At 57.9% G+C, this 23,323-nt stretch carries 26 protein-coding genes and 1 pseudogene; 8 read left to right on the top strand and 19 right to left on the bottom strand.

Annotation, left to right across the window (positions count from 1 at the left end; all coding sequences use genetic code 11):
• Window positions 1–382: 382 nt before the first annotated feature.
• From E4P82_RS02400 to yrfG, 9 genes are all read right to left on the bottom strand, one after another.
• A complete protein-coding gene (locus E4P82_RS02400) occupies window positions 383–649 on the bottom strand; it encodes a hypothetical protein (protein WP_211202997.1) in 267 nt (88 codons plus the stop codon).
• A gap of 22 nt (window positions 650–671) precedes the next feature.
• Window positions 672–1,076 carry a hypothetical protein gene (locus E4P82_RS02395; RefSeq protein ID WP_169247400.1) on the bottom strand — a complete coding sequence of 135 codons (405 nt, stop codon included), beginning with the start codon at window positions 1,074–1,076 and terminating at the stop codon, window positions 672–674.
• Window positions 1,077–1,874: 798 nt separating this feature from the next.
• Window positions 1,875–2,693, bottom strand: coding sequence for a PEP-CTERM/exosortase system-associated acyltransferase (locus tag E4P82_RS02390; RefSeq protein WP_169247399.1), 819 nt, complete (start codon window positions 2,691–2,693; stop codon window positions 1,875–1,877).
• Window positions 2,694–2,793: 100 nt separating this feature from the next.
• Window positions 2,794–4,014: a trypsin-like peptidase domain-containing protein gene (locus E4P82_RS02385; protein WP_169247398.1), complete on the bottom strand. Its 1,221-nt coding sequence runs from the start codon at window positions 4,012–4,014 to the stop codon at window positions 2,794–2,796.
• Between the two features lie 85 nt (window positions 4,015–4,099).
• Entirely contained in the window at window positions 4,100–4,708 is a 609-nt protein-coding gene (locus tag E4P82_RS02380; protein WP_169247397.1) for a PqiC family protein, read from the bottom strand.
• Entirely contained in the window at window positions 4,705–6,417 is a 1,713-nt protein-coding gene (locus tag E4P82_RS02375; RefSeq protein WP_169247396.1) for a PqiB family protein, read from the bottom strand. The genes E4P82_RS02380 and E4P82_RS02375 overlap by 4 nt, the downstream gene beginning before the upstream one ends.
• Complete coding sequence (locus E4P82_RS02370) at window positions 6,407–7,051, bottom strand: paraquat-inducible protein A (RefSeq protein ID WP_169247395.1); 645 nt, start codon at window positions 7,049–7,051, stop codon at window positions 6,407–6,409. The genes E4P82_RS02375 and E4P82_RS02370 overlap by 11 nt, the downstream gene beginning before the upstream one ends.
• Complete coding sequence (locus tag E4P82_RS02365) at window positions 7,048–7,689, bottom strand: paraquat-inducible protein A (protein ID WP_169247394.1); 642 nt, start codon at window positions 7,687–7,689, stop codon at window positions 7,048–7,050. Before E4P82_RS02365 ends, E4P82_RS02370 begins: the two co-directional genes overlap by 4 nt.
• Before the next feature lie 108 nt (window positions 7,690–7,797).
• Entirely contained in the window at window positions 7,798–8,514 is a 717-nt protein-coding gene (yrfG, locus tag E4P82_RS02360) for a GMP/IMP nucleotidase (protein WP_169247393.1), read from the bottom strand.
• A gap of 90 nt (window positions 8,515–8,604) precedes the next feature.
• On the opposite strand from yrfG, the gene cysQ reads away from it, so the two are divergent.
• Genes cysQ through E4P82_RS02340 form a run of 4 tightly spaced genes read left to right on the top strand, consistent with a single transcriptional unit; the run spans window position 8,605 to window position 12,874 of the window.
• On the top strand, window positions 8,605–9,462 hold the full coding sequence (gene cysQ, locus E4P82_RS02355) for a 3'(2'),5'-bisphosphate nucleotidase CysQ (protein WP_169247392.1): 858 nt from the start codon (window positions 8,605–8,607) through the stop codon (window positions 9,460–9,462).
• 24 nt (window positions 9,463–9,486) lie between these two features.
• Window positions 9,487–10,599 (top strand): cell division protein ZapE, encoded by a 1,113-nt coding sequence (zapE, locus tag E4P82_RS02350; RefSeq protein WP_169247391.1) that lies wholly within the window; start codon window positions 9,487–9,489, stop codon window positions 10,597–10,599.
• Window positions 10,600–10,623: 24 nt separating this feature from the next.
• Window positions 10,624–12,480: a PAS domain S-box protein gene (locus E4P82_RS02345; protein ID WP_169247390.1), complete on the top strand. Its 1,857-nt coding sequence runs from the start codon at window positions 10,624–10,626 to the stop codon at window positions 12,478–12,480.
• Window positions 12,362–12,874, top strand: a complete 513-nt coding sequence (locus E4P82_RS02340) for a GGDEF domain-containing protein (RefSeq protein ID WP_169247389.1) — start codon at window positions 12,362–12,364, stop codon at window positions 12,872–12,874. The genes E4P82_RS02345 and E4P82_RS02340 overlap by 119 nt, the downstream gene beginning before the upstream one ends.
• 197 nt (window positions 12,875–13,071) lie before the next feature.
• On the opposite strand, the gene E4P82_RS02335 is transcribed toward E4P82_RS02340, so the two are convergent.
• The 10 genes and pseudogenes from E4P82_RS02335 to E4P82_RS02295 all read right to left on the bottom strand — a co-directional run bounded on the left by E4P82_RS02335 (window position 13,072) and on the right by E4P82_RS02295 (window position 19,684).
• Window positions 13,072–13,527: a DUF1134 domain-containing protein gene (locus E4P82_RS02335; protein WP_169247388.1), complete on the bottom strand. Its 456-nt coding sequence runs from the start codon at window positions 13,525–13,527 to the stop codon at window positions 13,072–13,074.
• A gap of 66 nt (window positions 13,528–13,593) precedes the next feature.
• Window positions 13,594–13,986, bottom strand: a complete 393-nt coding sequence (locus tag E4P82_RS02330; RefSeq protein WP_169247387.1) for a hypothetical protein — start codon at window positions 13,984–13,986, stop codon at window positions 13,594–13,596.
• A gap of 204 nt (window positions 13,987–14,190) precedes the next feature.
• A complete protein-coding gene (locus E4P82_RS02325) occupies window positions 14,191–14,580 on the bottom strand; it encodes a hypothetical protein (protein WP_169247386.1) in 390 nt (129 codons plus the stop codon).
• Between the two features lie 138 nt (window positions 14,581–14,718).
• Window positions 14,719–15,493: pseudogene (locus E4P82_RS23480) on the bottom strand (bestrophin-like domain).
• Between the two features lie 9 nt (window positions 15,494–15,502).
• Window positions 15,503–15,739, bottom strand: coding sequence for a hypothetical protein (locus E4P82_RS21430; RefSeq protein ID WP_211202996.1), 237 nt, complete (start codon window positions 15,737–15,739; stop codon window positions 15,503–15,505).
• Between the two features lie 613 nt (window positions 15,740–16,352).
• Complete coding sequence (locus E4P82_RS02310; protein ID WP_169247385.1) at window positions 16,353–16,955, bottom strand: MarC family protein; 603 nt, start codon at window positions 16,953–16,955, stop codon at window positions 16,353–16,355.
• A gap of 500 nt (window positions 16,956–17,455) precedes the next feature.
• Window positions 17,456–17,680: a hypothetical protein gene (locus tag E4P82_RS02305; RefSeq protein WP_169247384.1), complete on the bottom strand. Its 225-nt coding sequence runs from the start codon at window positions 17,678–17,680 to the stop codon at window positions 17,456–17,458.
• Between the two features lie 150 nt (window positions 17,681–17,830).
• The gene (locus E4P82_RS02300) at window positions 17,831–18,385 is read right to left on the bottom strand and encodes a hypothetical protein (protein ID WP_246327315.1); all 555 of its coding nucleotides are present in this window, start codon (window positions 18,383–18,385) and stop codon (window positions 17,831–17,833) included.
• Window positions 18,386–18,570: 185 nt separating this feature from the next.
• Window positions 18,571–18,693, bottom strand: coding sequence for a hypothetical protein (locus E4P82_RS22700; RefSeq protein WP_281383634.1), 123 nt, complete (start codon window positions 18,691–18,693; stop codon window positions 18,571–18,573).
• 4 nt (window positions 18,694–18,697) lie between these two features.
• Complete coding sequence (locus E4P82_RS02295) at window positions 18,698–19,684, bottom strand: 2-hydroxyacid dehydrogenase (RefSeq protein WP_246327314.1); 987 nt, start codon at window positions 19,682–19,684, stop codon at window positions 18,698–18,700.
• 39 nt (window positions 19,685–19,723) lie between these two features.
• On the opposite strand from E4P82_RS02295, the gene hemH reads away from it, so the two are divergent.
• From hemH to dtd, 4 genes are all read left to right on the top strand, one after another.
• Window positions 19,724–20,833, top strand: coding sequence for a ferrochelatase (hemH, locus tag E4P82_RS02290; RefSeq protein ID WP_169247383.1), 1,110 nt, complete (start codon window positions 19,724–19,726; stop codon window positions 20,831–20,833).
• A gap of 201 nt (window positions 20,834–21,034) precedes the next feature.
• The gene (locus E4P82_RS02285) at window positions 21,035–21,787 is read left to right on the top strand and encodes a TIGR01458 family HAD-type hydrolase (RefSeq protein WP_169247382.1); all 753 of its coding nucleotides are present in this window, start codon (window positions 21,035–21,037) and stop codon (window positions 21,785–21,787) included.
• Window positions 21,788–21,898: 111 nt separating this feature from the next.
• Entirely contained in the window at window positions 21,899–22,849 is a 951-nt protein-coding gene (pip, locus tag E4P82_RS02280) for a prolyl aminopeptidase (protein WP_169247381.1), read from the top strand.
• Complete coding sequence (gene dtd, locus E4P82_RS02275; protein WP_169247380.1) at window positions 22,846–23,301, top strand: D-aminoacyl-tRNA deacylase; 456 nt, start codon at window positions 22,846–22,848, stop codon at window positions 23,299–23,301. Before pip ends, dtd begins: the two co-directional genes overlap by 4 nt.
• The last annotated feature ends 22 nt before the right edge of the window (window positions 23,302–23,323 follow it).

Below are 23,323 nucleotides of genomic sequence, written 5' to 3'. Positions count from 1 at the left end.
ACATATGCCATCGTTGCTCCCAATTACCAGGGTCAGGATTATCTTGAAGTGGTAACCAAGCAACGCCATTGACATAATGATACTCAGCAGCAATCAAAAAAAGATGGATCTAAATAATAGCGGACTCCAAATGTCCAATCCTTAGCAAATTGTGTGTAATTTGGCCTTCCAGTTAAAGATTGGTATTTCCACCCATCTTTGTCATCACGATTATTATAAAGGACATCATAGCGCACAACAGCTTGCCAATTCTGATTAAGCCTATATAGTGCTTGTAAGTAATAGCTTTCACCAGAAATATCTAAATTCGATGCTCCATCATTAACAGTCTCTTGAATTCCACGAATCGCATATTCTGCTGTAATACTCAGTTTTTTCCCTATTATATTGCACTGAAAAAAATCACAGGAGTAAAGATATCTTTTAGTGCCGGTAGATCGTCAGGTGGAAGAAATTTTGGATTGTAGCGAGTATCCACATACGCAGAGCTGATGGCCATACGATACTTTCCACCATCAATATCATAGCTTAGCCGACCAATGTATGACATCTTTGAAGTAGTGTTTCCCGGATAATCAAACCCAAGGATAGCGACTTCAGAATCTAAACTGGCACCCCTTGGTATTCCTGCCCCAAGCTCTAAGAACATATCTCCCCAATCATTTCGATACTCACCATAAAAAAATCCCGCCATCCGCAGATATAGCCAAATCTCGAGTACGTTCCTGATAGATAGATTGAGGTAACAATATTGTCGGTCGGGTAAAAATCACATCGCGGGTATCGTTGTATAAACCAAACGGGATTTTAAAGCGCCCAAAACTTACCCCAATACGATAATCATTTGTTGAAAAAGCAGTATAATCGACCACACCAAAATCCAATTCCACATCATTCTGGTGCCCGACTCCAGCACGTCGAAACAACACCTGCCCTGCTAGTCGCAAATCAGTATTAGGTGCCCAGGAAGCATTTAATCCAGCTTCAGTAAAGTCAAAACTCCCTTCCGAGTCACTCGTTCCAAAAATATTATTATCTGATGTTAGAAAGTATCCCTGGGTTAAAAATCCATGCACTTGAACATCCTCACTCAACTCAATAGCTAACACTCGCTCAGATACTATTAAAAAAAATGGCGATGTAAAACAACCCGGCCATGACCCAACCGGATATCACAGAGATCATAACAAAGCATATCGCACCGAAGCCGCGACAAAATTGAGAGATTAATAATATTTTTATTCATCTTCCACGCTGTATTGAATAAAGTCTTCCCATACTCAATATAAGGAAATTTTTGTCGAACCCCAATTAATCACTAGAAATAGGTTTAACAGATTCATCGATCATCGACCTACTCAAATAACCTATAGCGCCAGGCGTTGAGCCTACAATCGCGCGCATTTTTTTGTTCGGATTTTACTATAATTGGCTCTTCTCCCGTACCTGAAAATACTAAACGATTCCATGCGGCACGTAATTGATAAGGAAAAAACACGAAGGACATTCTTTGAAAATGAAATATGCAAAGGATGCTCATCGGGCATTACAAAAACTCTGATCGGTGAGCCATCCTCCCATTTTTCTTAGGCGCATTCCAAAAATAGCCCTGAGTGCACTTTGCGAAAAAAAAAAGCCTTAGGGTGAGTTGCCGAATGAACGACAACAATTGGTAACTCCTCTGTAAACACTGCCTCACTAGCAAGAAAAAATAGCGAGAATCCCTAATAATGGCCGTAAAGCGCGGTTGATAATTCCCCCTAAGTATTTTGAATACTTACTTTTTTTAAATTAACCACAGAAAAACAGCAAGAAATCAGACAAGCATGTATTTATTTATCTTATAAAACCAGCATAGGTATAATCAAAGTCACTCAGAATGCGAAAAAAAATACGCCATCATTAGTCAATAAAACCCATATTTCTGGATTTGTCCGATAAATTCCTCTCAAGACATCTGAAATATTCCCTAGATAACTTTGACAGGAGCCATAATAATCAACAATAGGACTAATTTGTGTAAAACGAATACCAAAAGCTTGAAGCAACCTCGCACAAAGCGGCTCCATTCCCGCATACCAATAAGTTAAATTATTCTCGGCACTCATTCGCACGATTGCCACAAATAAACCCAGAATTGTATGAGGAAAACTCCGACGTTGTTCATTCTTACTGGAATTCTGCTCTTTCAATGGTAAATAGCTTTCACACTGATTGCCATATTCTGTGGAACAATCAGTATTCTTCGTTAATCCTTGTGCACTTAACGATTCTCCTTTTCGTACCCGAAACTCTGGGGCGATAATCAGTCGCGAAATTTCACCAAGCTGCGATCGAGGCAGATTTCTCAAGGATACATCATCCGTGTAAAACGAATGACCAGCGAATTCCTCGACTGGAAACAGCGCGCCAGAGTTTCCCGGTATTGGCAGTATTATCCTCACTGTACCAGCGATCTTACCACTGGGCTTATGGATGAGCAGACTATGCACAGAACGCTCGTCATACAGATCACGCTCCAGACCCTCTGGATAACAGTCTGGATAAAATCCAGAGACCTTCGATTCTAAGCAATAGACTTGGTATCGTAGCCGCCAACATTTCTGCAGATGTTCCTGTGTATCCGCCGAAATAACTTCGAAATATTTATTAAATAAAAAAATAAGATTGTTATTGGTTTCCAAAACATCCATTCCTTAGTTCCAGATAATGTCTGTTCTATTGTCACACATGTAAATAAACCCAATGCTATTCCAGTCAATCTACCCAGAGTGTAGAAACTTGGGTCCGAACTTACTCCCGGCACTCGATCTTAAGTACGAAATCGCGGGCCTCGGCAGCGATCTCGGCGACAGAGCGAACGGGACGCGGCGCGCGGCACTGGTGGTCCACCCCGACTGCCTCCAGAAACTCGCGAGCCAGCGCCGACTTGATAGCGAAATTGACGTTCTGTGGAATGTCGCCGGTCATTTCGTGTACCCGGACCACGTTCAGCTTCGAACTGACCACACCCACCACCGCGCCATCGCCATCCAGCAGCGGTCCACCGCTATTGCCGGCCTGGGTCGGCGCGGTGAATTGCAGAGCGCGGGTATCGTCACCGGGACCGATCAGGGAGCTGACGTTGCCGGTGGTCACCTGCGGCCCCGACCCGAGCAGGCCGCCCAGCGGATAGCCGACCACGATTACCGTCTCGCCCAAGCGGGCCGACGAGCCCTCGCGAAACACCGCCATGCCGGACAGGGGGGTATCGGAACGCAACAACGCTAGATCGTTGGTCGGGTCGGCAAACACCGGCTCCAACCGGCAGCGCTGGCGCGGCGAGCGGGCCAGGATTTCGCTCGCACCCTCAATGACGTGATGATTGGTCAGTACGTAGCCTTCTGGATGCACGCAAAATCCAGTGCCGCTGAACGCGGCGAGCCCCTCCGGCCGCGCTGGCTTGCGCCGTTGTCCCATCCCACCGGAGGGAGTTTCATTCGGCGCGGGTTCCGGCAAGCGCAGGCCAAAATGCGCCGCCAGCGCCGGTAGCCCCGCCGCGAATCCCTGCCCTACAGCCCGGAATTTCCATTGCCCTTGATGGCGGTACAGTTCCGCCAGAATCATGGCGGTTTCGCCACGACTGGCCAGCGGCAGCGGAAAAACCAGCAGCGGCTGGCCCGCCGCATCCGCCAACCAACTGCGAATCGAGGCAAACACCCCGAAAGTCGTCCCCGGCCCCAGTCCAGGCCGGACCGTCAACACGATAGCGATGCGGGCCGCCGCCGCCGGCACGACATCCAGATCCACTCGGAACTCGCCGGGCGACTCGGCGAACCTCACCGATCCATCGCGAGATTGCGGCTGCTCGGCACTCACCAGGTCGTCGGGGTCGAGAATCCGGCCGTCGGCGGCCAACAGCAGCGCACCCGCCTGCGTGCTGGCGGCAAAATCCTCGCACGGTTCGCCAACAACGCCGACGTTAACCCGACCGTTACCGATCGGGCGATTTTGTCCGGGCTGAAGTTCCTGCATGACCGTGTTCCCCTCGCCGCTAGCAGTCGTTCGCACGACCGGCGGAATCCCTTGGCACAAGAGTGGATCGGCTGGCCGGCCTCCGTCAGCGACCGGAGCCGGTTGATAACGCTTCAATCTTTAATGCGACATCGCGACTGAACGCTTCCAGATTCCGGTTCATGGCAGCCACCGTCGCCGCGTAATCCGATCCGGTCGGAGTCTCCCGGTAGGCCGATGTCCGCGACAACAGCTCCTTGCCACCGCCGTCGAACACGCGCCATCGCATGGCGAACACGCTTTCCCCATTCTCCATCCGGTCGAACCGGCTAACCTGGACGGTGATCTGATAGTCGACCGGCGTCGCTCGCTTCCAGGGGTATACGGACACCCGCTGGCTTGGCAACAGCATCGCCAAATTTTCGGCCAGCACCCGAATCGTATTGTCCTTAAGCGACTCGGCCCAGCGATCGAAATCGGCCACGTTCAACTCATTCTGACTAGTACGAGTTACAATCTGAGGCCGATCAAGATATTCCGGCAACTCCACGGGACCGACACCGACGGGGATATCCCGAACTGCCGCACCACTCGGTCCCGTCGGTGTGGCACTTAGTACATAATAGCGCACCGATTCGCTGCCGGCGCACCCCGTCAGCGCCAAAACTCCACCCAGCAGCGCCGCGCGGGCCGCCATCGATAGTCGATCGTTCATTGCTTTGCTCCAGGTCCGGGTCCGCCCTTGCCATACAGCAGAGATTCGGGATGGCGGTCCAAATAGTCGCTCAAGGCGCGGATGGAACGAGCCGCCGCCGCCAGTTCCTCCAAGGTATTGGCGAGATCGACCATCAACGGCGCCTCGGGATCAAAGCTGTCCAGGGTGTTGCGCGCGGCGCCCAGGGTTTTCCCGGCATCGACGGCCAGCGTGGCTACTTGCCGGTCGGCGGTTTGCGCCAGCACCCGCACATCCTTCAAGGTCGCATCCAGGGAGCGAATCGTCGCTCGCCATTCCGGGGCATTAACCAGATGGTTGGCGCCCTGCATCGTTCCCAGCAGCTCGTTGGCGATTTGATCCAGGGGCAGCTTACGCAGGCCATTCAAGATATCCATGGCCGTCTTCTGGAAGGCTTCCAGCGTACCCGGCACCGTCGGGATCTCGGGATACTGTCCGCCGTAAACCAGCTCCAGTGGCGGACTGTCGGGATAAAAATCCAACTCGACAAAAAGTTGGCCAGTCAGCAGGCTGCCCGTTTTCAACTGCGCCCGTAGCCCGTGCTTGACCATGTGCTCCATGCCGGGCCGGCGGCCTTCCGCGCGGAGCGCGCCGTAGGTCTCGTCAAATTGCTTGACTTGTTCCGCTGACAGGATGCGCTCCAGTTCCAACTCCACGAGCACCGGCACGCGGATGTTGCCGGTCTTCAGATCGATGTCGAGCTTCACTTCGGTCACCTTGCCGATCTTGAGACCGCGAATCTCCACGGGTGCACCCACGCTCAAGCCCCGCACCGAACCCTCGAAATACATCAGATAGGAATCGCGACGGGTATAGGATGATTCGGCGATATCGGCAAAGCTGTCGTACAACCGAAACTGGGTACCGTCCCGGCTCGGCGAGTCCGTTTCGTCGTGGACCGAGGTATCGAAGGCGATGCCGCCCAACAACAAGGACAACAGCGATTCCATTCTCACGTCGATGCCCTGCGCGCCGAGCGAGACCTCGAAACCGCTGGTTTTCCAAAATCGACTGTGGTCGCGCACCAGGCGGTCGTAAGGCGCGTTCACGAACACATGCACCAGCACGTTCCGCTTGTCTTCGGCCAACTGGGTTGTCAACACTTCACCCACCTGAATGTCGCGGAAATAAATCGGCGAACCCCGTTGGATCGAACCCAGTCGGTCAGTCAGCAACAAATAGCGGTGACCGGGAGTATCGGTCCTGACGATCGGCGGTTGTTCAAGCCCGGCGAAGGTCCTGGCCGGATTGCCGTCGCCGAATTCCACTTCGATATAGGTTCCGGATACCACGGTTTCCAACCCCGACACGCCGCCGAACCCTAGCCGGGGCCGCACCACCCAAAACCGACTGTTTTCGCCCAGGTGCCGCTCCACTTCCTTGCTCATTCGAGCCGTCACGATGACCTCGGACAGATCCGGACCGAATCGGACAGTTTCCACCACGCCGACATCCAGGGCCTTGTATTTGATCTTGGTCTTGCCGGCGTCCAAGCCCGTGCCTTCCCGGAAGGTGAGAGTGATGATCGGTCCTTGTTCGCTCAAGGTCTTGTAGGCCAGCCAGGCGCCGACCAGCGCCGCGACCAGGGGAATCAACCAGACGATCGAAAAGCCACGGCGTTTTTCCACGACCGCGTCAGGTAAGGAATCGCTCCCATTCAAGTCTGGGTGTCGACTGTCGTTATCGCTCATCGGGGTTCTCCAACGCATCCCAGATCAGGCGGGGATCGAAGCTCATGGCGGCGAACATAGTGACGATCACGACGGAGGCAAAGGCCAGCGCGCCCGCGCCCGGTTCGATCGTGGCGATGGCACCGAGTTTGACCAGCGCCACCAGGATCGAAATCATGAACACGTCGATCATCGACCAGCGCCCGACCGCCTCGGTGATGCGGTACAGGACGGTGCGGTCCCTGGGGCGCCAGCGCGATTTGCGCCACACCGAAACCAGCAAGTAGGTCAGTGCGAACAGCTTCAGCACCGGCACCACCACACTGGCGAAAAACACCAACAAAGCCAACGGCCACAGGCCACCCGCGATCAGTACCCGCACCCCGCTGAGGATGGTGTCCGGCTCGCCGTGCCCCATCGACACCACCGTCATGATCGGTAGGGTATTGGCGGGAATATAGAGAATGTAGGCCGCCAGCGTCAGCGCCCAGGCGCGCGCCAGACTATCGGGCTTGCGCAGGTGCAACGCGGCCCCACAGCGCGGGCAATGGGCGTGGCTACCCGGCGGCAGCGGTTTCATCCGGCTCAACAAATGGCAGGCGTGACAACGGGCCAGCGCGGCGCGCGCAGCGGTGATGGGCAAACCAGGGTTCATCGGCACGGCTCCAGGCGTTCCCAGATCGCCTCCGGTTCCAGCGCGGCGTCGGTGGCGGCCATCACCACGATCAGCGCCGCGAAGGAATACAGCGCCACCCCCGGCACGATGGTGGCGATATCGGACAGCTTCACGAATGCCACCAGCACCCCCAACAGGTACACCTCGGTCATGGCCCAGGGATGCAGAGTTTCGATCCAGCGGAACACCTGCGCCATCCGCCAGGGCCGGCGACCAAAATGCAGCGGCAGCAACACGTAAAGCAACGCCAGAAGCTTCAGCAACGGTGCCAGGATGCTAGCGACGAACACCACCATCGCCAGGGTCCACATGCCCTGTGCGTACAATTCCCGAACGCCGCTGAGTACCGAGCTCTGTTGCGCGCGGCCCTGAAACTGAAAATCCAACAGCGGGTAGATATTAGCCAGCGCAAACAGAATCAGCGCGGCCAGCGCCAGCGTCAGGGTGCGTTCGATGCTGTTCGGCTTGCGGGTATACAGCAACGCGCCGCAACGGGCACAACGGGCCTTTTCCCCTTCACGCAGCGGCCGCTTGCGATAGAGCAAATCGCAGTCGTGGCACGCAACCAGGGCATCCGCCGCCGACGCTGAAAAAGTTGCAGGATTGGGATCATTCATTATTATTAAACTTAATATTAAATACTGAAAATATTCTATTCAGTTATAGAAAAACCACCTTCCATCGAATCGAGCAGTTTTCACCAGCGTGGGTTGGACGGCTCCACCCTATTGAAACCAGTTGCACTCAATCTTAGCATCCGCCTCACTACCGGTCCGGTCACTGACCGGCAGCAGCCCGGAAAAATCGTGAATCGCCGGAAACTCGCCCGAGGGTTTGGGCGGGTCGGCGGAATCCGGCCGCAGCACCGACACCAGATAAGCGATCCCCTGTGCCCGCGCCGTGCGCAGGATCGCCAGATTGTCGTCCACCAATAGCGTCGTCTCCGGGTCGAATGGTTCCACTTCGCGCAAGCGCGGCCAGAACTCCGGCTGTTCCTTGACCAGACCCAGATCGTGCGCGCATACGATGACATCGAAGTATCCGGCCAAGCGGGTCTTCTCCATCTTCAGCGCCAGACTGCGCGGGTGGGCGTTGGTCACCAACACCACTCGCTTGCCGGCGACGCGCAGCGCGTTCAGAAATTCCACGACATGGGGATGCACGGCGATCAGATGGGCGATCTCGCGCTTGAGGGTCGCGATGTCCAGCGCCAGTTCCCGACTCCAGTGGTCCAGGCAATACCAAGCCAGTGTCCCCTCCACCAACCGGGTGCGAGCCGCCACCTCGGCACGCGCGCGGGCCAGCGGCAAACCGTGACGCTCGGCGTAGCGCACTGGCACCAATTCTCGCCAGAAATGATTATCGAAACGCAGATCCAGCAGCGTGCCATCCATGTCGAGCAGCACCGTTTGAATCCGTGACCAGATTAAGCGCATGGTCATAAGCAACTCCGATGGGGCAACGGCTCAGGCCGCAAATTGTGTAGAATGAACGTAAAATACAATCCAGACGCTTCCGAGGTTCTCCCCGGCATGACCGACGCCCCCGATATCGACCTGCCCGCTCTGGCGGCACCGGTTCAGGACATCGCCCGCGAAGCGGGGCGCCGGATTCTGGACGTGTACGCCGGCTCCTTCAGCGTCACCGCCAAGCCCGATCAAAGTCCGGTCACCGAAGCCGACTTCGCCGCCCACCGCTGCATTCTGCGCGGCCTGAAGGAACTGACGCCCCAGATCCCGATTCTGTCCGAGGAAGCCTCCGACATCGGCTTCGCCGAACGCAGCCGCTGGGAATGGCTGTGGCTGGTGGACCCCCTGGACGGCACCCGCGAATTTATCCGGCGCAGCGACCAGTTTACGATCAACATCGCCCTGATCCACAACCACGAAGCGGTGTTCGGACTGATCCTGTCGCCGGTCGACGGCGTTTGCTATCACGCCTGGCGCGGTGGCGGCGCCTACAAGCGGCCGAGAAACCAGCCAGTCCGCCGCATTCAGGTGGCGCGGGCTTGCCAACCATCGATCCGGGTCACCACCAGCCAAGCATCCTACCGCAGCCGGCGTTTACAGGAGTACCTGCAACAGCTCGGCGATTACCGCCACCTGTTCGTGGGCAGCGCCCTGAAATCCTGCCTCATCGCCGAAGGCACGGCCGACCTGTACCCGCGCTTCGGACCGACCGGCGAGTGGGACACCGCCGCCGCGCAAGCGATCGTCGAGGAAGCCGGCGGCCACCTGACCGACATGCAGTTACGACCGCTGCGCTACAACGCCCGGCCGGTGCTGATCAATCCGGATTTCTTCGCCTTCGGCGACGCCAACCGCGACTGGTCCCAATATCTCCCCCAGCGCAACCAGGCCGGACAACCGCTTTCCCTGCCCGGCCACTAGCACAACCCGCTTTCGAGTTTCGCCATGCCTTACGAACGCTATCGCCAGGATCTGCAACGGGAAGGTTTCCAGCACGATCCCGCCCAGGAACGAGCGGTGCAGTCCCTGCAAAAAATCTACGATCGATTGATGGCCCAGCCGGAGCCGACCCCCGTCAGCAAAAAACCGGGTTTGCTCGCCCGCTTGGCCGGACGCGACAAAGCCGCCGCCGCGCCGTTCGCCGTGCGCGGCTTGTATCTGTGGGGCGGGGTCGGACGCGGTAAAACCTATCTGGTGGACACCTTCGTCGATGCCCTGCCGCTGGAACACAAGCAACGCATTCACTTTCACAGCTTCATGCGGGCGGTCCACGCCGAACTGAAGGCGCTGAAAAATCAGCAGGACCCGCTGCGCATCGTCGCGCGCCGCTTCGCCGAACAAGCGCGGGTGATCTGCCTGGACGAGTTCTTCGTCGCCGACATCACCGACGCCATGCTGCTGTACGGCCTGCTGCGGGAGCTGTTCAACCAGGGCGTTACCCTGATCACCACGTCCAACATCCCGCCGGACGATCTATACAAGGACGGCCTGCAACGCGCCCGTTTCCTGCCGGCGATCGAACTGCTCAAGCAGCATCTGGATATTCTGAACGTGGACGGCGGGGTGGATTACCGGCTGCGCTACCTGGAAAAGGCCGAAATTTATCACTCACCGCTGGACGAACGGGCCGAACAGATCCTGAACGAAGTGTTCGACAACATCGCGCCCGAACCCGGCCATCGGGGTGGCGACGTGGAAATCGAAGGCCGCTACATTCCCACGCTGCGTGAAGCGGATGGCATCGTCTGGTTCAACTTCCGGGCGATTTGCGACGGGCCGCGCGGCACCACCGACTATATTGAAGTTGCCCGCTGCTACCACACCGTACTGATCTCCAACGTACCGGCGATGGATTGGCAGATGGAAAACCAGGCGCGGCGCTTTATCAATATGGTGGACGAATTTTACGACCGCGGCGTCAAGCTGATTCTATCCGCCGCCACTTCGCCACTGGAGCTGTATCAGGGCGAAAAACTGAAGTTCGAGTTTCAGCGCACGGTCAGCCGTCTGCAAGAGATGCAGTCGCACGAGTACCTGGAACGACCACACCTGCCATAAGTCTCGTCTCAGTGGAGCCTACTCATGATGACCACGCCCGGCGACCCTTCCAACCTGCGGCTGGTCCCATTGGGAAACACCCTGGACGACGCGATCCGGCAACTTACGACCTGGTTCGATCAAATCCCCGCCGCCACCTACCTGTTGCGACCGGACCCCGAAAACATTGATGCCCTGCAAACGATCCACGTCAGCCCCGAAATCGAAAGCATCGCGGGCTACCCGCCGGATGCCTGGTGGCAACCCGATTTCTGGACCACACATGTTCACCCCGACGACCGGGCGGTCGCGTTGGCGCTTCAGCAGCAGCTCCGACACAAGGATCGAATCGAGCACGAATACCGCTTCCGCCACCGCGACGGCCACGATATCTGGATTCACGACCGCTTGAGCGCGCAACGCGACGAAACCGGCGCCATTCGTCTGATCCTCGGGATATACCGGGACGTCAGCGCGCATAGGAACGCCGAGTGGCTGCTGACCGCCCATCACGACCTGTTACTGGCGCTGCAACGGATCGCCGCCGACCCCGAAGCGGCAATGCGAGCGGTCCTCGATTCCGCGTTGGAGTTGCCGGGCATCGACTGCGGCGGCATCTACGATGTAGACCCTCAGAACGGCCATTTGACGCTAATCGTTCACGGTGGCCTCTCCAGCAAATATGCCGCAGCAACGCGCACGCTGTCGGGCGATATCGGCCTCGGCGCGATCGCGCACGCTGGCCAACCGCGCTATAGCTTCCGCGATCCCGCCCCGCGAGACCTGCCCTCGGCCACTCGGGAAGAGGGTCTACGCGCCATCGCCATCCTTCCGATTCTAGACGGCAAGCAGGTGATCGCCTGTCTCAAGCTCGCCAGCCATCAAGCCGATACGATCCCCGACCTGAGCTGTCGGATGTCGGAAACCCTGGCCCTGCAACTGGGCGAGGTGCTATCCAGGATTCGCGGCGAGGCCGCCGCCGCAACCGAGCGACGCCATTTGCTCGCTCTACTCAAAGCGCAGCAAGAAGCCAAGGAAACCATTCACCGCCTCTACCAAGCCATCGAACAAATCCCGATTTCCATCGTGCTCACCGATCTGCAAGCCCGGATCGAATACGTCAATCCCTATTTCACTCAGGCCACCGGCTACAGCCAAGAGGAAGCACTCGGCCAAAATCCGCGCCTGCTCAAATCGGGCGAGACACCGCCAGACCATTATCGGCGGCTGTGGCAAACCCTCGCCGATGGCGGCATCTGGACCGGCGAGTTTCACAACCGGCGTAAGGATGGCTCACTGTATTGGGAACGGGCCATCATCAGTCCCGTGCGCAATTTGGACGAACGCATCACCCACTTTCTCTCAATCAAGGAAGATATCACCGCCCAACGTCAGGCCGAACAACAACTGCGACTAGCCGCCAGCGTCTTCAAACACGCCTACGAGGGCATTCTTATCACCGATGCCAACGCCTGCATCGTCGAGGTCAACGATACCTTCAGCGTGCTGACCGGCTATGACCGCGAGGAGGTGCTCGGCCGCAACCCACGCCTCCTCCAGTCTGGCCGCCATGACCCCGAGTTTTTTTGTCGCTCTGTGGCGGGCCTTGCTCGAAGAAGGCTTCTGGACCGGCGAGCTATGGAATCGCAAGAAGAACGGCGAGATCTACGCGGAAATTGCCAGCATTGCGGCGGTGCGCGACGACACCGGCCGTGTCACCCACTACGTCAACGTCTTCGCCGACATCACCGCACTCAAGGACAGCCAGCGCCGTCTGGAAAATTTGGCCTACCACGACCCGCTCACCCAACTGCCCAACCGCGCCCTGCTCGCCGACCGGCTGCAACAGGCCATCGCGCAAGCCAAGCGCCAACGGACCTTACTCGCGGTCTGCTACCTTGATCTCGACGGATTCAAGCAAATCAACGATACCCTCGGCCACGCCGTCGGCGACCGACTGTTGATCGCCGTCGCCGAACGCCTGCGTACCTGCATGCGTTGCAGCGATACGGTGGCGCGGTTGGGCGGCGACGAATTCGTCGTGCTGTTCGGGGGATTGAGCGACATGGGCGAATGCGAATGCGCCGTCATCCGGCTGCTGAGCACCCTGGCCACGCCCCATGTGCTCGGCGAGCATTCGCTTGCGGTGACCGCCAGCATCGGCGTTGCTCTCCATCCGCTGGACGGCGACGACGCGGACACCTTGCTACGCCATGCCGACCAAGCCATGTATCTGGCCAAGCAGGCGGGTCACAACCGTTATTGGTTGTTCGGCGCCGAGCGGTGTTCCCGATAAAAACCTCGAGATCGGCGCTCCTTATTTAGGAAACATCAACTGCACCTGCGCGCGGATCCGCCAGTTGGCGGCATCATCCGGGGCGGCCACATGTCCGCATCGGGCCTGTCTGAAAGCGCTTTATAAGGACAAAGGCCCCACAAGGGGCCAGTTGTCTTATGAAATCAACTTAGGTTGGGGATCAATGGGCACACATATCACTGGTCCATTGTAACCGTCACACCGGTCACGTTTCCGAGATTGAGATTCAACCCCTTGGTGCGTGAGCGCAGGTTCATAATCACCCCGTTTTCGTTTTGCAAGCGCAGGCCGCCCACACCGCCGCCCAAAGCGATGCTCGCTTCGAATTTGGTGAAGGTACCGGGGAATTGGGAAACTTTCTTCATATCGTACACTTCACCAACGGCGCTCATCTTCGAAACCCCCACGTCGAGGCCGGCGCTCAGCCCCTTGAGCTTGAACGGGTATTTCTTGCCGTGGAACGTCAGCGTCCCGCTGCCGGTGCTGCCGCCCAGGATCAGTCCGAACTGTTTCTCTTCAATCGAGACCTTGCCGACCGGCTTTTTCACATCCGCCGCCAGCGCCAAACCACCCACCAACAACGCCGCGACCAGCAAAATATGGCCCGTTATTGTGCGAACATTCTTCATCATCAGATTTCTCCTCGGGTTAGAAACAACTTTCTGCTTTGTTATACATCGCTCCCATGCAGGCGATGGTTAGTTGGTCAACTTGATCTCAACTTCACTACGTCCCAGTGAGAGTACGGCCCCTTCGCTGGTACCGGTCAGATGCATAATCACGCCCGCCTCGTTCTGCAGCCACAGATCGGCTTGATTCGACGTATCCAGCCCGGCTTGCCCGGTTCCCTCGGAGTAGAGACCCTCGAAATCCGACAGCTTGTTCAGCTTGTACACCTTGCCTACGGCATTGATCTCGGAGGCGCCACCCGGACCGACGACACTGCCGATCAGAATGAATGGATAGCTTTGTCCTTGGAAGGTCAATGAACCTTTACCTCCCGTCATGCCGACCGCGACAGTCTCGGTCATGGTTACAGTGCCGACCGGCGCTAAACCAGCGATGCTTTGCTCGGTCGGAGGCACTTGCATGGTGCCGCATGCGGAAAGAGCGAGGAAACTGACTGCCAAAAGCCCTGAACACAGGCTGCTTAGTCGACTAAAACAAATTCTCGCCATTATCGTTACTCTCGGTGGGAAGGTATTCATATTCGCCGAATCGGCTCCAGCCGTTGCTCAAACAAGATAGACTGTACTCAGTATCGGTCCGGCCTCATCGATCAAGAGGTCATACCGTTACCAGCCCCACGGCCCCCACATCTCCCAATCCATGGTATCCATCTGCGCCGCCGATACCTCTTCCAGAGCGATCTGGCGTTGCAAAGCTAGCTTCTGGTACTCTTGATAGTTGGTCTCGGTCCCCGCATACACACACTGGCAATATTGGGCGTCAACATAGACATAACGGATAGCACCGTTTTGCTGTTGCGGTACCAGTTTGCGTTGCGGCAGACCTTGTAACTGAGCCAGTTTCGCCGGCGTATCGGCCAGTTTCATCTGAAATCCAGCGGCGGACAGGGTTTGTTCGGTCGTTTGGGTATTATCTTTCTGCATCACGGCGCAGCCAACCAACGCTACAGTGAACGTCGCTGCGAATCCCCAGGAAGGCAAGGCTTTATTTAACACGCGGATTTCCCCCGTTGATTATTGGTACTTGAAAATCAACATCCTATCTTAATTCTCGAATGTCTTTCATACCGATGGCCATCCAGTCGTCTTTATTGGCTGCGTCATATGGCACCTACGAGAAAGCAAGATCTCCGCTTACTGCGGTACACGCAAAGATTCAGCAAGACCAATCAGGTTTTGGGGAGTCACGCGAATGACACCATGGCGTGGAGCATCGATGTCTGCTATCAGCATGAATGCGATAGAGACAATCAGCGGGAGAACCGGCAGCAATTTGGTTTCTCTTATGGTGTCTCGCAAACCATAGCCGACCAACACATTGCAACAGATGGCGATCACCATCATAAGAGCCCATGCCGCAGCGGGAATTCGGTTCCACAAAGCAGCCTGGGCGTATCCCTGTGAGTTCAACACATCGTTCATGCCTGAAACGGCCAGGGCAACGATCGGTGTTGGCTGCGCCGCAGCTGGCACCTGGATGGCGGACCACAGTTCGTTTTGTAATTGAGTGGTACGGACATTGATTTTCTGCTGAAGCAGTCGATCATGCTGGGCCGTGTAGAACAAGATACGCTGATCGAGGTAGCTCTGTAGCAACGCGCGTATTTTTTTCCGCATCGGCAACCGGCAGCAGGTCAGCCCTAACGTATTCGGTACCGATCGCGTTGGCTTCCGCCTCCTCGAAGTTCTTGCGTTGATCGTAGCGTTCTATCGCCATCGAAAAACTGAATCCGATAATGAGGCCGAGCAGGGTCAACGTTGCAGCCAGGATAACTCCAAGATCTTCATGTGTATCCGTGTCCAGCTTATGTTGCGTCCTGAGAAAGGATCGCCCAATCCAGGCTGACAGCCACAACACAATGAGGGAGATCGCGAAAACGAGAAATGGATAGTGAGTGATATTGTCCATACTTCAAGCTTACATCGCCCCGTTGCTGCCACGCCCGCGGCTAAGGATACGGTTCACAAGACCACGCATTACCAGATAGGGCAACACCGAGAGGATCGCGGCAACCATCAATGCCTCGGATGGATAAACCCAGTGCCGCACAATGATTTGATAGATGACATCGACCACGACGGCTGCAATGAAGACTTTTCCCACATGTTTCCAGCCTTCTTGCAGGAGTTCTCGCCGGTATACCGGATCGCTCATGACGACGGCCCAAAAAAAATAGCGGTCGGCCAGCCCGCGCGTCTTGCATCCCGGAGCGGATCGCGAAAAAAAACAGCGACCAGTGGCTGGATAATCAAGCGGAACGATAGCGGTGCATGTGCGCCGCTGGTGATATCGGTCCACACGCGCGTAAAAATAGCGACACCCTCGTCCATAACGTTTTGTTACCGTTTTCGGACTAGCTGTAATAAATGGATTTTTCGGACCATTATTTCGTCAATTGACTTGCTTATCGCTTCAGGATGTTTACAGTTTCAGGCTGATATTTTTGCCGGTAAACCCGTAGGCACTTCGATTCTGGCGAGTCGCTCAGGATCGAATCGCTAACCGCTCGAATTACCGCTTGGACCCTTTGCTTTCATCATCGAGAAACGGTATCTCAGCATCTTGATCAAACCGTTTGGCTCGTTTTTTTTCCGGTGAACACATAGATGACAATACCCAAAAAAACCTATCGCCAAGATGAGCATATAAAGTAGGCCAGTACCTTCTATATCCCTTAGTACATCGAATAAATCTTGCATAGGTCTATTCCTCTTAGCATTAACCTGTCCCAATGTTGGATCAAACGGGATTGAGCAGAGCTTGACTCTCAGGCCGCGAATGCGTGAAATCCCGTGAGGGCAAACTGAACTCCCATGGAAAGGACGATTAATCCCATCAGGCGTGTCATCGTATCCCGAATGAATCCACCACCGTCTTGTTTACCGGTGAAACGCGCGAAGAACAACATAACGAGCCACGTAACCATGACCGCAACGACGATGGCCACCAGAGCGGTGATCGGTAGTTTCAACCGTGTGTGGGCGGCCGAGAGGGTGATCACTCCGGTGATGGTCCCTGGACTGGCGGCGAAAAGGATCAATGGCGTAAGCGATGGTTCCGAGTTTGCCTGCGCAACGGTCGAAGCCGATGCGGTCGACTGACTGCTGAGCATGGCAAATCCCATCCAAGCCAGCACACCGCCACCCGCCACCATGAAAGCATCCAAAGACACGCCGAACAGATGCAACAACTGGGTCCCCACGAGGGCGGCGCCCACCAGAATCACCAGTATGGCCAACCCCGCCTTCGTGGCGTCGATCAACTGCCCGCCAAAAGAACGCCCAACCTCCCCATGCACGAACATCATCGCACAGATCGCGGGATTCACCAGGGACAGCACCGTCACGATGGCCTGAAGTTGCTCTTTCAACCGTATTTATTCTCGTGTTTGGAGATCGAGGCCAAATTGCATGGTCCTCACCCGCCGCCCCATTCTTGCACGACAAGATAGCGGGGATACCTCCCAAGGCCAACCGTGCATGGGAACTCGCAAGAGGTGTGTCGTAGAGAAAAATCAGCCACCCCTCTTCTGGGGGATGGCTGATTTTCATCCGTCCTCACTGGATCACTGGCACAGTACCGACTGTGCGTTTTGGCAATCATGGCGGCATCTTCGTTTCTTGAAGAGATCCTGATGATGCAAAAGGCCGCATGATTCCCAAACAACAGCCTTCAATCTCTCCTCCCTTCTCAACCGATCCAGCAAGGTGACTTACAGTGATTTGACCCCAGTGCCAACGTGGCCAAGAGCGCGCGAATGACAGCGGCTTCCCGCCACCGATGTCCGCTTAATGGCTGGTCATGCCCTGCCATTCATCCTTAGTCATGGGAGAATCGTAAGGCTTGTTTTTATCGTGCTGATGGGCCGCACTAAAAAAAGCTCTTCATGGAATCCTCGACGTTGGCTAGGTTTCCTTTTGTCACCGCAGCGACCGTACCCGGATGCGCTTTCGCTTCATCCATGCTGATCATACCGTCTTTGTTGGCATCGACTTCCTCAAAAGACGGAAAGGTCTCATTGTTCCATTGCGCCAAGGCAATGCCGGAACCCATCAATAAAGCCAAGCCACTTGCAGCAATAAAAGACTTCTTCATATCGTATCTCCCAAGCAAATGTTGTCATCTTAAATTACGTCAACCTGCTCCGCCAAGCGTTGACAGGCTGAGCGATTTTGCCGGTAGTACCACTACGGCGCCTCTCCCTTTGCAATAGGGAACCTGAGATCAAAAATTAATTGGACGGCATTAATAGTAGAACGCCCGACGGTACGACCGGCGCGCGACACCGGCGTAGGACAGCGGCGTCAGCGGCATGCCAATGATATCGATGAACAACGAAGCCGCTCCACCCTTGGCGGGCATCTCACCCTCCAGCACCCGCACGTTGTAGCTCAATTCGTCGCCTTTCAGTACCGGATCACGCAGTTCCACCACCACATCGTCAACCTTGTCTTCATGGATGACCGACAGAGTGGCGTTGGGCGGATCGGACAGGAAACTATCCTTACCCTTCGACCAGAAGGGCACGAACCGGGCAGTGGCCATGTGACCAGCGATCCGCTCGGGGCGGTCGGAAAACATGATGGTGGTCGGGCTGACACCCTTCAGGGTCAGCTTGCCGTCGGCGTAGTGGATGTCCTGGGCGTTTTGCACGAACAAGAAATCGGCCTGCTTGACCGCTGCCTCGGTTTTCGCCTCTGCTTTCTTGGCCGGTTCCTCAGTAGCCCGTGCCAAGCCGGGAACAACGAGAAACGATGCCAGCAGCGTCACGGCGGTTAATAGGGAACGTCGAGAAACCATAAGGTATTTTCCTTTTTAAACAAAGCGTTAAAAACCCATAGAGCGGACTGTGACTGGTTACGCCAGTGAATCATTGCGTCAATCCACTCCACGAAGCATCGAAAATCATGTCCAATGGGTATTGCAAATACTATCCGTAGTCTTACCTAGGCCACTTAAGTAACGGGGACGATGGCAAGGATCGGTCAATGCCCTCGCCCGTTGACCAGGAAATCGGCGGGCGGTTCCATGATGGGGCCGACCACCAATTCATTCAACAGGTGGCCGTGATGCACTTCGATGGCGCGGGGATGGTTTTCAAGATTCATTGCATCACCCCACCACTCGCACCGGTGCGCCGTTCAGAAATCCGGCGATGTTCTCCACCAGTTGTCCGACCAGCCGCTGGCGCGACTCGCGGCTGCCCCAGGCGCAGTGCGGAGTCACGATCAGATTGGGGATATCGGGCGCCAGCAGCGGGTTGCCCGCCACGGGTGGTTCCAGACTCAGCACGTCCACGCCGGCCCCGCCCAACGCACCCTGGCGCAGGGCATCGGCCAACAGCGCTTCGTCCATCAAGCCGCCACGCGCGGTGTTGATCAGGATCGCGTCGCGGCGCATCAGCGCCAGTTCCCAGGCACCGATCAGACCTCGGGTCTCCGGCGTCAGCGGGCAATGCAGGCTGAGCACGTCCACCTGCGGCAGCAGGATCGACAGCGGCACTCGTCCCTCCTGCTCTTCCTCCACCGCGCCGGGGCGCTGGGCAATCAGCACCCGCATGCCGAACGCCTCGGCCACCCGGGCCACGCCCCGACCCAGTTCGCCATGGCCGACGATGCCTAGCGTCTTGCCGGCCAGCTCGCGGATTGGGAAATCCAGCAGACAAAACTGACTGGCTTGCCGCCAACGACCGTCGCGCACCGCCTGCCGGTAGTCGGACAGCCGGGTGACTAACGCCAGCAACAGCGCGAAGACATGCTGTACCACCGCCGCGGTGCCGTAACCGCGACAGTTGCAGACCGTCACGCCCCGTGACGTCGCCGCCGCCAGATCGACGTTGTTCAGACCGGTGGCGGCGATGCAGATCAGCCGCAGTCGGGGAGCGTGGTGCAACGCGGCCGCGTCCAGCACCACCTTGTTGCTGATAACCACTCCTGCCTCGGCGATGCGCGCGGCGACCTGATCGGGCGCGGTGGCGGGGTAATAGCGCAGATCCGGCAGGATGCGGTCGATGTCGTTAAAATCGAGATCGCCGCAATCGAGCGAATCCCGGTCGAGAAAGACACCCAGCATGGCAATGGCCCCCCATGGACGATTCATTCATTATAAAACACCGAGATGCCGAGGCATGACCGCCCCATGATACAAATAACCTCTTCCACCGCCTTCTCCCACGATCAGCTCACTTGCACCGGCGTGCTGCTGGCCAATCTCGGCACCCCCGACGCCCCCACTCCCGCCGCCCTGCGTCGTTATCTGGCCGAGTTCCTCTGGGACCCACGGGTGGTGGAACTGCCTCGACCGCTGTGGTGGCTGATCCTGCATGGCATCATCTTGCGCATCCGTCCGGCCCGCTCCGCCCGCAAGTACCGGGTCATCTGGACCGAGGACGGCTCGCCGCTGCTGGCGATCGGTCGTCGGCAGACGGTGGCGGTGGCGGCGGCACTGCGCCAGCGATGCCCGGGGCCGGTGCGGGTGGCGCTGGGGATGCGCTACGGCAATCCTTCCATCGCCTCGGCGCTGGCCGAGCTGCGGGATGCCGGCGCGCGCCGGCTGCTGGTGCTGCCGCTGTACCCGCAATACTCCGCCGCCACGGTCGCCTCGACCTTCGACGCGGTTACTGCCGAACTGCGACGCTGGCGTTGGCTACCGGAACTGCGACTGATCACCCACTATCACGACGATCCCGCTTATCTGGACGCGCTGGCCGCCAGCATCCGCGCCGCCCGCGCCGAACAATCCGGCGAACGGCTGCTGTTCTCTTTCCACGGCCTGCCCAAACGCAACCTGCTGGCTGGCGACCCCTACCACTGCGAGTGCCACAAAACCGCCCGGCTGGTCGCCGAACGGCTGGTCTTGCAAGAGGATCAGTGGGCGGTGGCGTTTCAGTCGCGCTTTGGCCGCGCCGAATGGCTGCAACCCTACACCAGCGAGCTACTGGCCGCTTGGGCGCGAGCCGGGATCAAACGCGTGGATGTGATCTGCCCCGGTTTCGCCGCCGACTGCCTGGAAACGCTGGAAGAAATCGCCCTTGAGAACCGGGCGGTGTTTCTGGCAGCCGGCGGCGAACACTATCGCTATATCCCGGCCCTGAACGATGCTCCAACCCACATCGACATGCTGACCCGACTGATCGTCCGGCACGCGGCCGGCTGGCCGGAATTCGATCCCGACCATGACCCGGTCGTCACCGCCGCCGAACGGCTCGCCGGGCAGACCCGTGCCCTGGCCATGGGCGCGAAGGTTTAACCCGAGCCGCCAGCGGTCCGCCACGGTCCGCCATCCCGGACATGCCAAGTCGCGGGAAATTCATGGGGCCGGCCTTCCGGCGATTTCGCCCTCCATTGGACCGGACGCCTTCTATACTGACTCGGTAGATGCGGTGTCTAGGAGTCCTCCGCGCCACCACGACCCACGGCACGGTCGCGAAATCGATCCGGTGAGGGCAGCATGATTCATGGTGTGTTATTTGATCTGGAAGGTGTGCTATACACTGGTGGACACCCTCTGCCCGGTGCCCGCGAAGCCCTGCTCAGTCTGCGCGCGGCTGGTATTCCCGCCCGTTTCGTCACCAACTCCACCCGCCTGACGCGCGGCGCGATCATCAACCGCCTGGCGCGAATGGGGTTGGAGGTCTCGCCCCAGCATCTATTCACCCCGGCGGTCGCGGCACGCAACTATCTGATCGCTCGGAAACTGACGCCGCATTTGCTGGTGCATGCCGACGTCCAGGGCGAGTTCGCCGACCTGCTGGGCGGACCGCCCGGCGCGGTTCTGCTCGGCGACGCCGGCAAGGCTTTCGGTTACGAGGCGCTCAACGAGTGCTTCCGGCTGCTGTTGGACGGTCTGCCGCTGCTGTCGATGGGTTCCAACCGCTATTTTCGCGAAAACGGTCAATTGAGCCTGGATATCGGTCCGTTCATGGCCGCGCTGGAGTACGCCGCCGAGATGGAAGCCGTGGTGCTGGGCAAGCCCTCGTCCGAGTTCTTCCTGGCGGCGGTCAACAGCCTCAACCTGCCGCCCCAGGATGTGGCGATGGTCGGCGACGATGCCGAAATGGATGTATGCGGCGCGCTGGCGGCTGGCCTGCACGGCGTGCTGGTGCGCACCGGCAAGTACCGTCCGGGCGACGAAGCCAAGGTCATGCCCCACGGCGGCCGGATATTTGACGATCTTGATGCGGTAATCGATTACATTCTTTGAAGCACCGCTATTGCGGGTAAAATCCGCTCCTCATTCCCAATCCCTCTTCCGCTGGCGGTTCCGGAAAATCATCGGCCGACTCGCCCCCTTCCGCACCGAATCGGAGTACTCATGCGCGTTCTGTTTCCCGATATCAAGCCCTATGCCACCCAACGCCTCGCGGTGGACTCGCTGCATACCCTGTATATCGAGGAATGCGGCAACCCCAGCGGCCTGCCGGTCCTGTTCCTGCACGGCGGCCCCGGCGCCGGTTGCGAACCGATGCATCGGCGTTTCTTCGACCCGCAACGCTACCGTATCGTGCTGTTCGATCAGCGCGGCAGCGGCCAATCCAGCCCGCACGCCGAACTGCGCGACAACACCACCTGGCACTTGGTGGCGGACATCGAAAAACTGCGCGAACACCTCAACATCGACCGTTGGGTGGTCTTCGGCGGTTCCTGGGGCTCGACCCTGGCCTTGGCCTACGCCGAAACCCACCCGGATCGAGTGCTGGGCCTGATCCTGCGCGGGGTGTTCCTGTGCCGCGACCGGGATATCCACTGGTTTTACCAGCATGGCGCCAACCGTCTGTTCCCCGATTTGTGGGAACATTTTCTGGCACCGATTCCGGCGGTGGAACAGCACGACCTGATCCACGCCTACCATCGACGGCTCACCGGCGCCGACGAGCTGGAGCGACTGCGCGCGGCCAGAGCCTGGTCGACGTGGGAAGGCGCCACCCTGACCCTGGAAAGCAACCCGACCATGGTCGAGCACTTCAGCGAAGCCCACCGGGCGCTGAGCCTGGCGCGCATCGAGTGCCATTACTTCGTCAATCAGTGTTTCATGGAACCCGATCAGTTGCTGCGCGACGCCGACCGGCTGCGGACCATGCCCGGCGTCATCGTCCACGGCCGCTACGACGTGGTCTGCCCGCTGGACAATGCCTGGGCGCTATACCAATCCTGGCCGGAAGCGGAGCTGCGGATCGTTTCGCCGGCCGGGCACGCCGCCAGCGAACCGGGCATCGTCGATGCGCTGATCACCGCCACTCAGGCGTTTGCCGATCGATTGGCATGATCGGGCTACTACAACGGGTCGCCGCGGCCCAGGTCGAGGTCGACGGCGACCCGGTGGGCGCCATCGACACCGGTTTGCTGGTGCTGATCGGGGTCGAGCGCGGCGACACCGAGATCCAGGCCGACCGGCTGCTGGAGCGATTGCTCGGCTATCGGGTATTCGCCGACGCCGATGGCAAAATGAACCGGAGTCTGCGTGAGGTCAGCGGTGGACTCCTGCTGGTGCCGCAGTTCACCCTGGCGGCCGACACCCGCAAGGGCATGCGTCCCAGCTTCACCCCAGCCGCGTCGCCGACCGAAGGCGAACGATTGTTCGGCTATCTGGTCGAACGGGCGCGACGCCAACACACGCCCGTCGCCACCGGCCGCTTCGGCGCTCACATGCGGGTCGGTCTGACCAACGACGGCCCCGTGACTTTTTGGCTGCGCGCGACCCCGACCACCGATACCTAACCGATTTCTCCTTCGAATCCCC

It is taken from the genome of Candidatus Competibacter phosphatis (genome assembly GCF_012939995.1).
Lineage (GTDB): Bacteria > Pseudomonadota > Gammaproteobacteria > Competibacterales > Competibacteraceae > Competibacter > Competibacter phosphatis.
This window is presented reverse-complemented; position numbering and strand designations above follow the sequence as displayed.

Excerpts from the sequence above, each read along its gene's own strand:
- E4P82_RS02300 (WP_246327315.1), bottom strand. The coding sequence starts at position 18,385 with ATGGTTTCTCGACGTTCCCTATTAACCGCCGTGACGCTGCTGGCATCG.
- E4P82_RS02380 (WP_169247397.1), bottom strand. The coding sequence starts at position 4,708 with ATGAACGATCGACTATCGATGGCGGCCCGCGCGGCGCTGCTGGGTGGA.
- cysQ (WP_169247392.1), top strand. The coding sequence starts at position 8,605 with ATGACCGACGCCCCCGATATCGACCTGCCCGCTCTGGCGGCACCGGTT.
- E4P82_RS02330 (WP_169247387.1), bottom strand. The coding sequence starts at position 13,986 with ATGCAAGTGCCTCCGACCGAGCAAAGCATCGCTGGTTTAGCGCCGGTC.
- E4P82_RS02335 (WP_169247388.1), bottom strand. The coding sequence starts at position 13,527 with ATGATGAAGAATGTTCGCACAATAACGGGCCATATTTTGCTGGTCGCG.
- zapE (WP_169247391.1), top strand. The coding sequence starts at position 9,487 with ATGCCTTACGAACGCTATCGCCAGGATCTGCAACGGGAAGGTTTCCAG.
- E4P82_RS02305 (WP_169247384.1), bottom strand. The coding sequence starts at position 17,680 with ATGAAGAAGTCTTTTATTGCTGCAAGTGGCTTGGCTTTATTGATGGGT.
- hemH (WP_169247383.1), top strand. The coding sequence starts at position 19,724 with ATGATACAAATAACCTCTTCCACCGCCTTCTCCCACGATCAGCTCACT.
- E4P82_RS02400 (WP_211202997.1), bottom strand. The coding sequence starts at position 649 with ATGTTCTTAGAGCTTGGGGCAGGAATACCAAGGGGTGCCAGTTTAGAT.
- E4P82_RS02285 (WP_169247382.1), top strand. The coding sequence starts at position 21,035 with ATGATTCATGGTGTGTTATTTGATCTGGAAGGTGTGCTATACACTGGT.
- pip (WP_169247381.1), top strand. The coding sequence starts at position 21,899 with ATGCGCGTTCTGTTTCCCGATATCAAGCCCTATGCCACCCAACGCCTC.
- E4P82_RS02345 (WP_169247390.1), top strand. The coding sequence starts at position 10,624 with ATGATGACCACGCCCGGCGACCCTTCCAACCTGCGGCTGGTCCCATTG.
- E4P82_RS02365 (WP_169247394.1), bottom strand. The coding sequence starts at position 7,689 with ATGAATGATCCCAATCCTGCAACTTTTTCAGCGTCGGCGGCGGATGCC.
- E4P82_RS02385 (WP_169247398.1), bottom strand. The coding sequence starts at position 4,014 with ATGCAGGAACTTCAGCCCGGACAAAATCGCCCGATCGGTAACGGTCGG.
- E4P82_RS02370 (WP_169247395.1), bottom strand. The coding sequence starts at position 7,051 with ATGAACCCTGGTTTGCCCATCACCGCTGCGCGCGCCGCGCTGGCCCGT.
- E4P82_RS21430 (WP_211202996.1), bottom strand. The coding sequence starts at position 15,739 with ATGAGCGATCCGGTATACCGGCGAGAACTCCTGCAAGAAGGCTGGAAA.
- E4P82_RS02295 (WP_246327314.1), bottom strand. The coding sequence starts at position 19,684 with ATGAATCGTCCATGGGGGGCCATTGCCATGCTGGGTGTCTTTCTCGAC.
- E4P82_RS22700 (WP_281383634.1), bottom strand. The coding sequence starts at position 18,693 with ATGAATCTTGAAAACCATCCCCGCGCCATCGAAGTGCATCACGGCCAC.
- dtd (WP_169247380.1), top strand. The coding sequence starts at position 22,846 with ATGATCGGGCTACTACAACGGGTCGCCGCGGCCCAGGTCGAGGTCGAC.
- E4P82_RS02390 (WP_169247399.1), bottom strand. The coding sequence starts at position 2,693 with ATGGATGTTTTGGAAACCAATAACAATCTTATTTTTTTATTTAATAAA.
- yrfG (WP_169247393.1), bottom strand. The coding sequence starts at position 8,514 with ATGACCATGCGCTTAATCTGGTCACGGATTCAAACGGTGCTGCTCGAC.
- E4P82_RS02375 (WP_169247396.1), bottom strand. The coding sequence starts at position 6,417 with ATGAGCGATAACGACAGTCGACACCCAGACTTGAATGGGAGCGATTCC.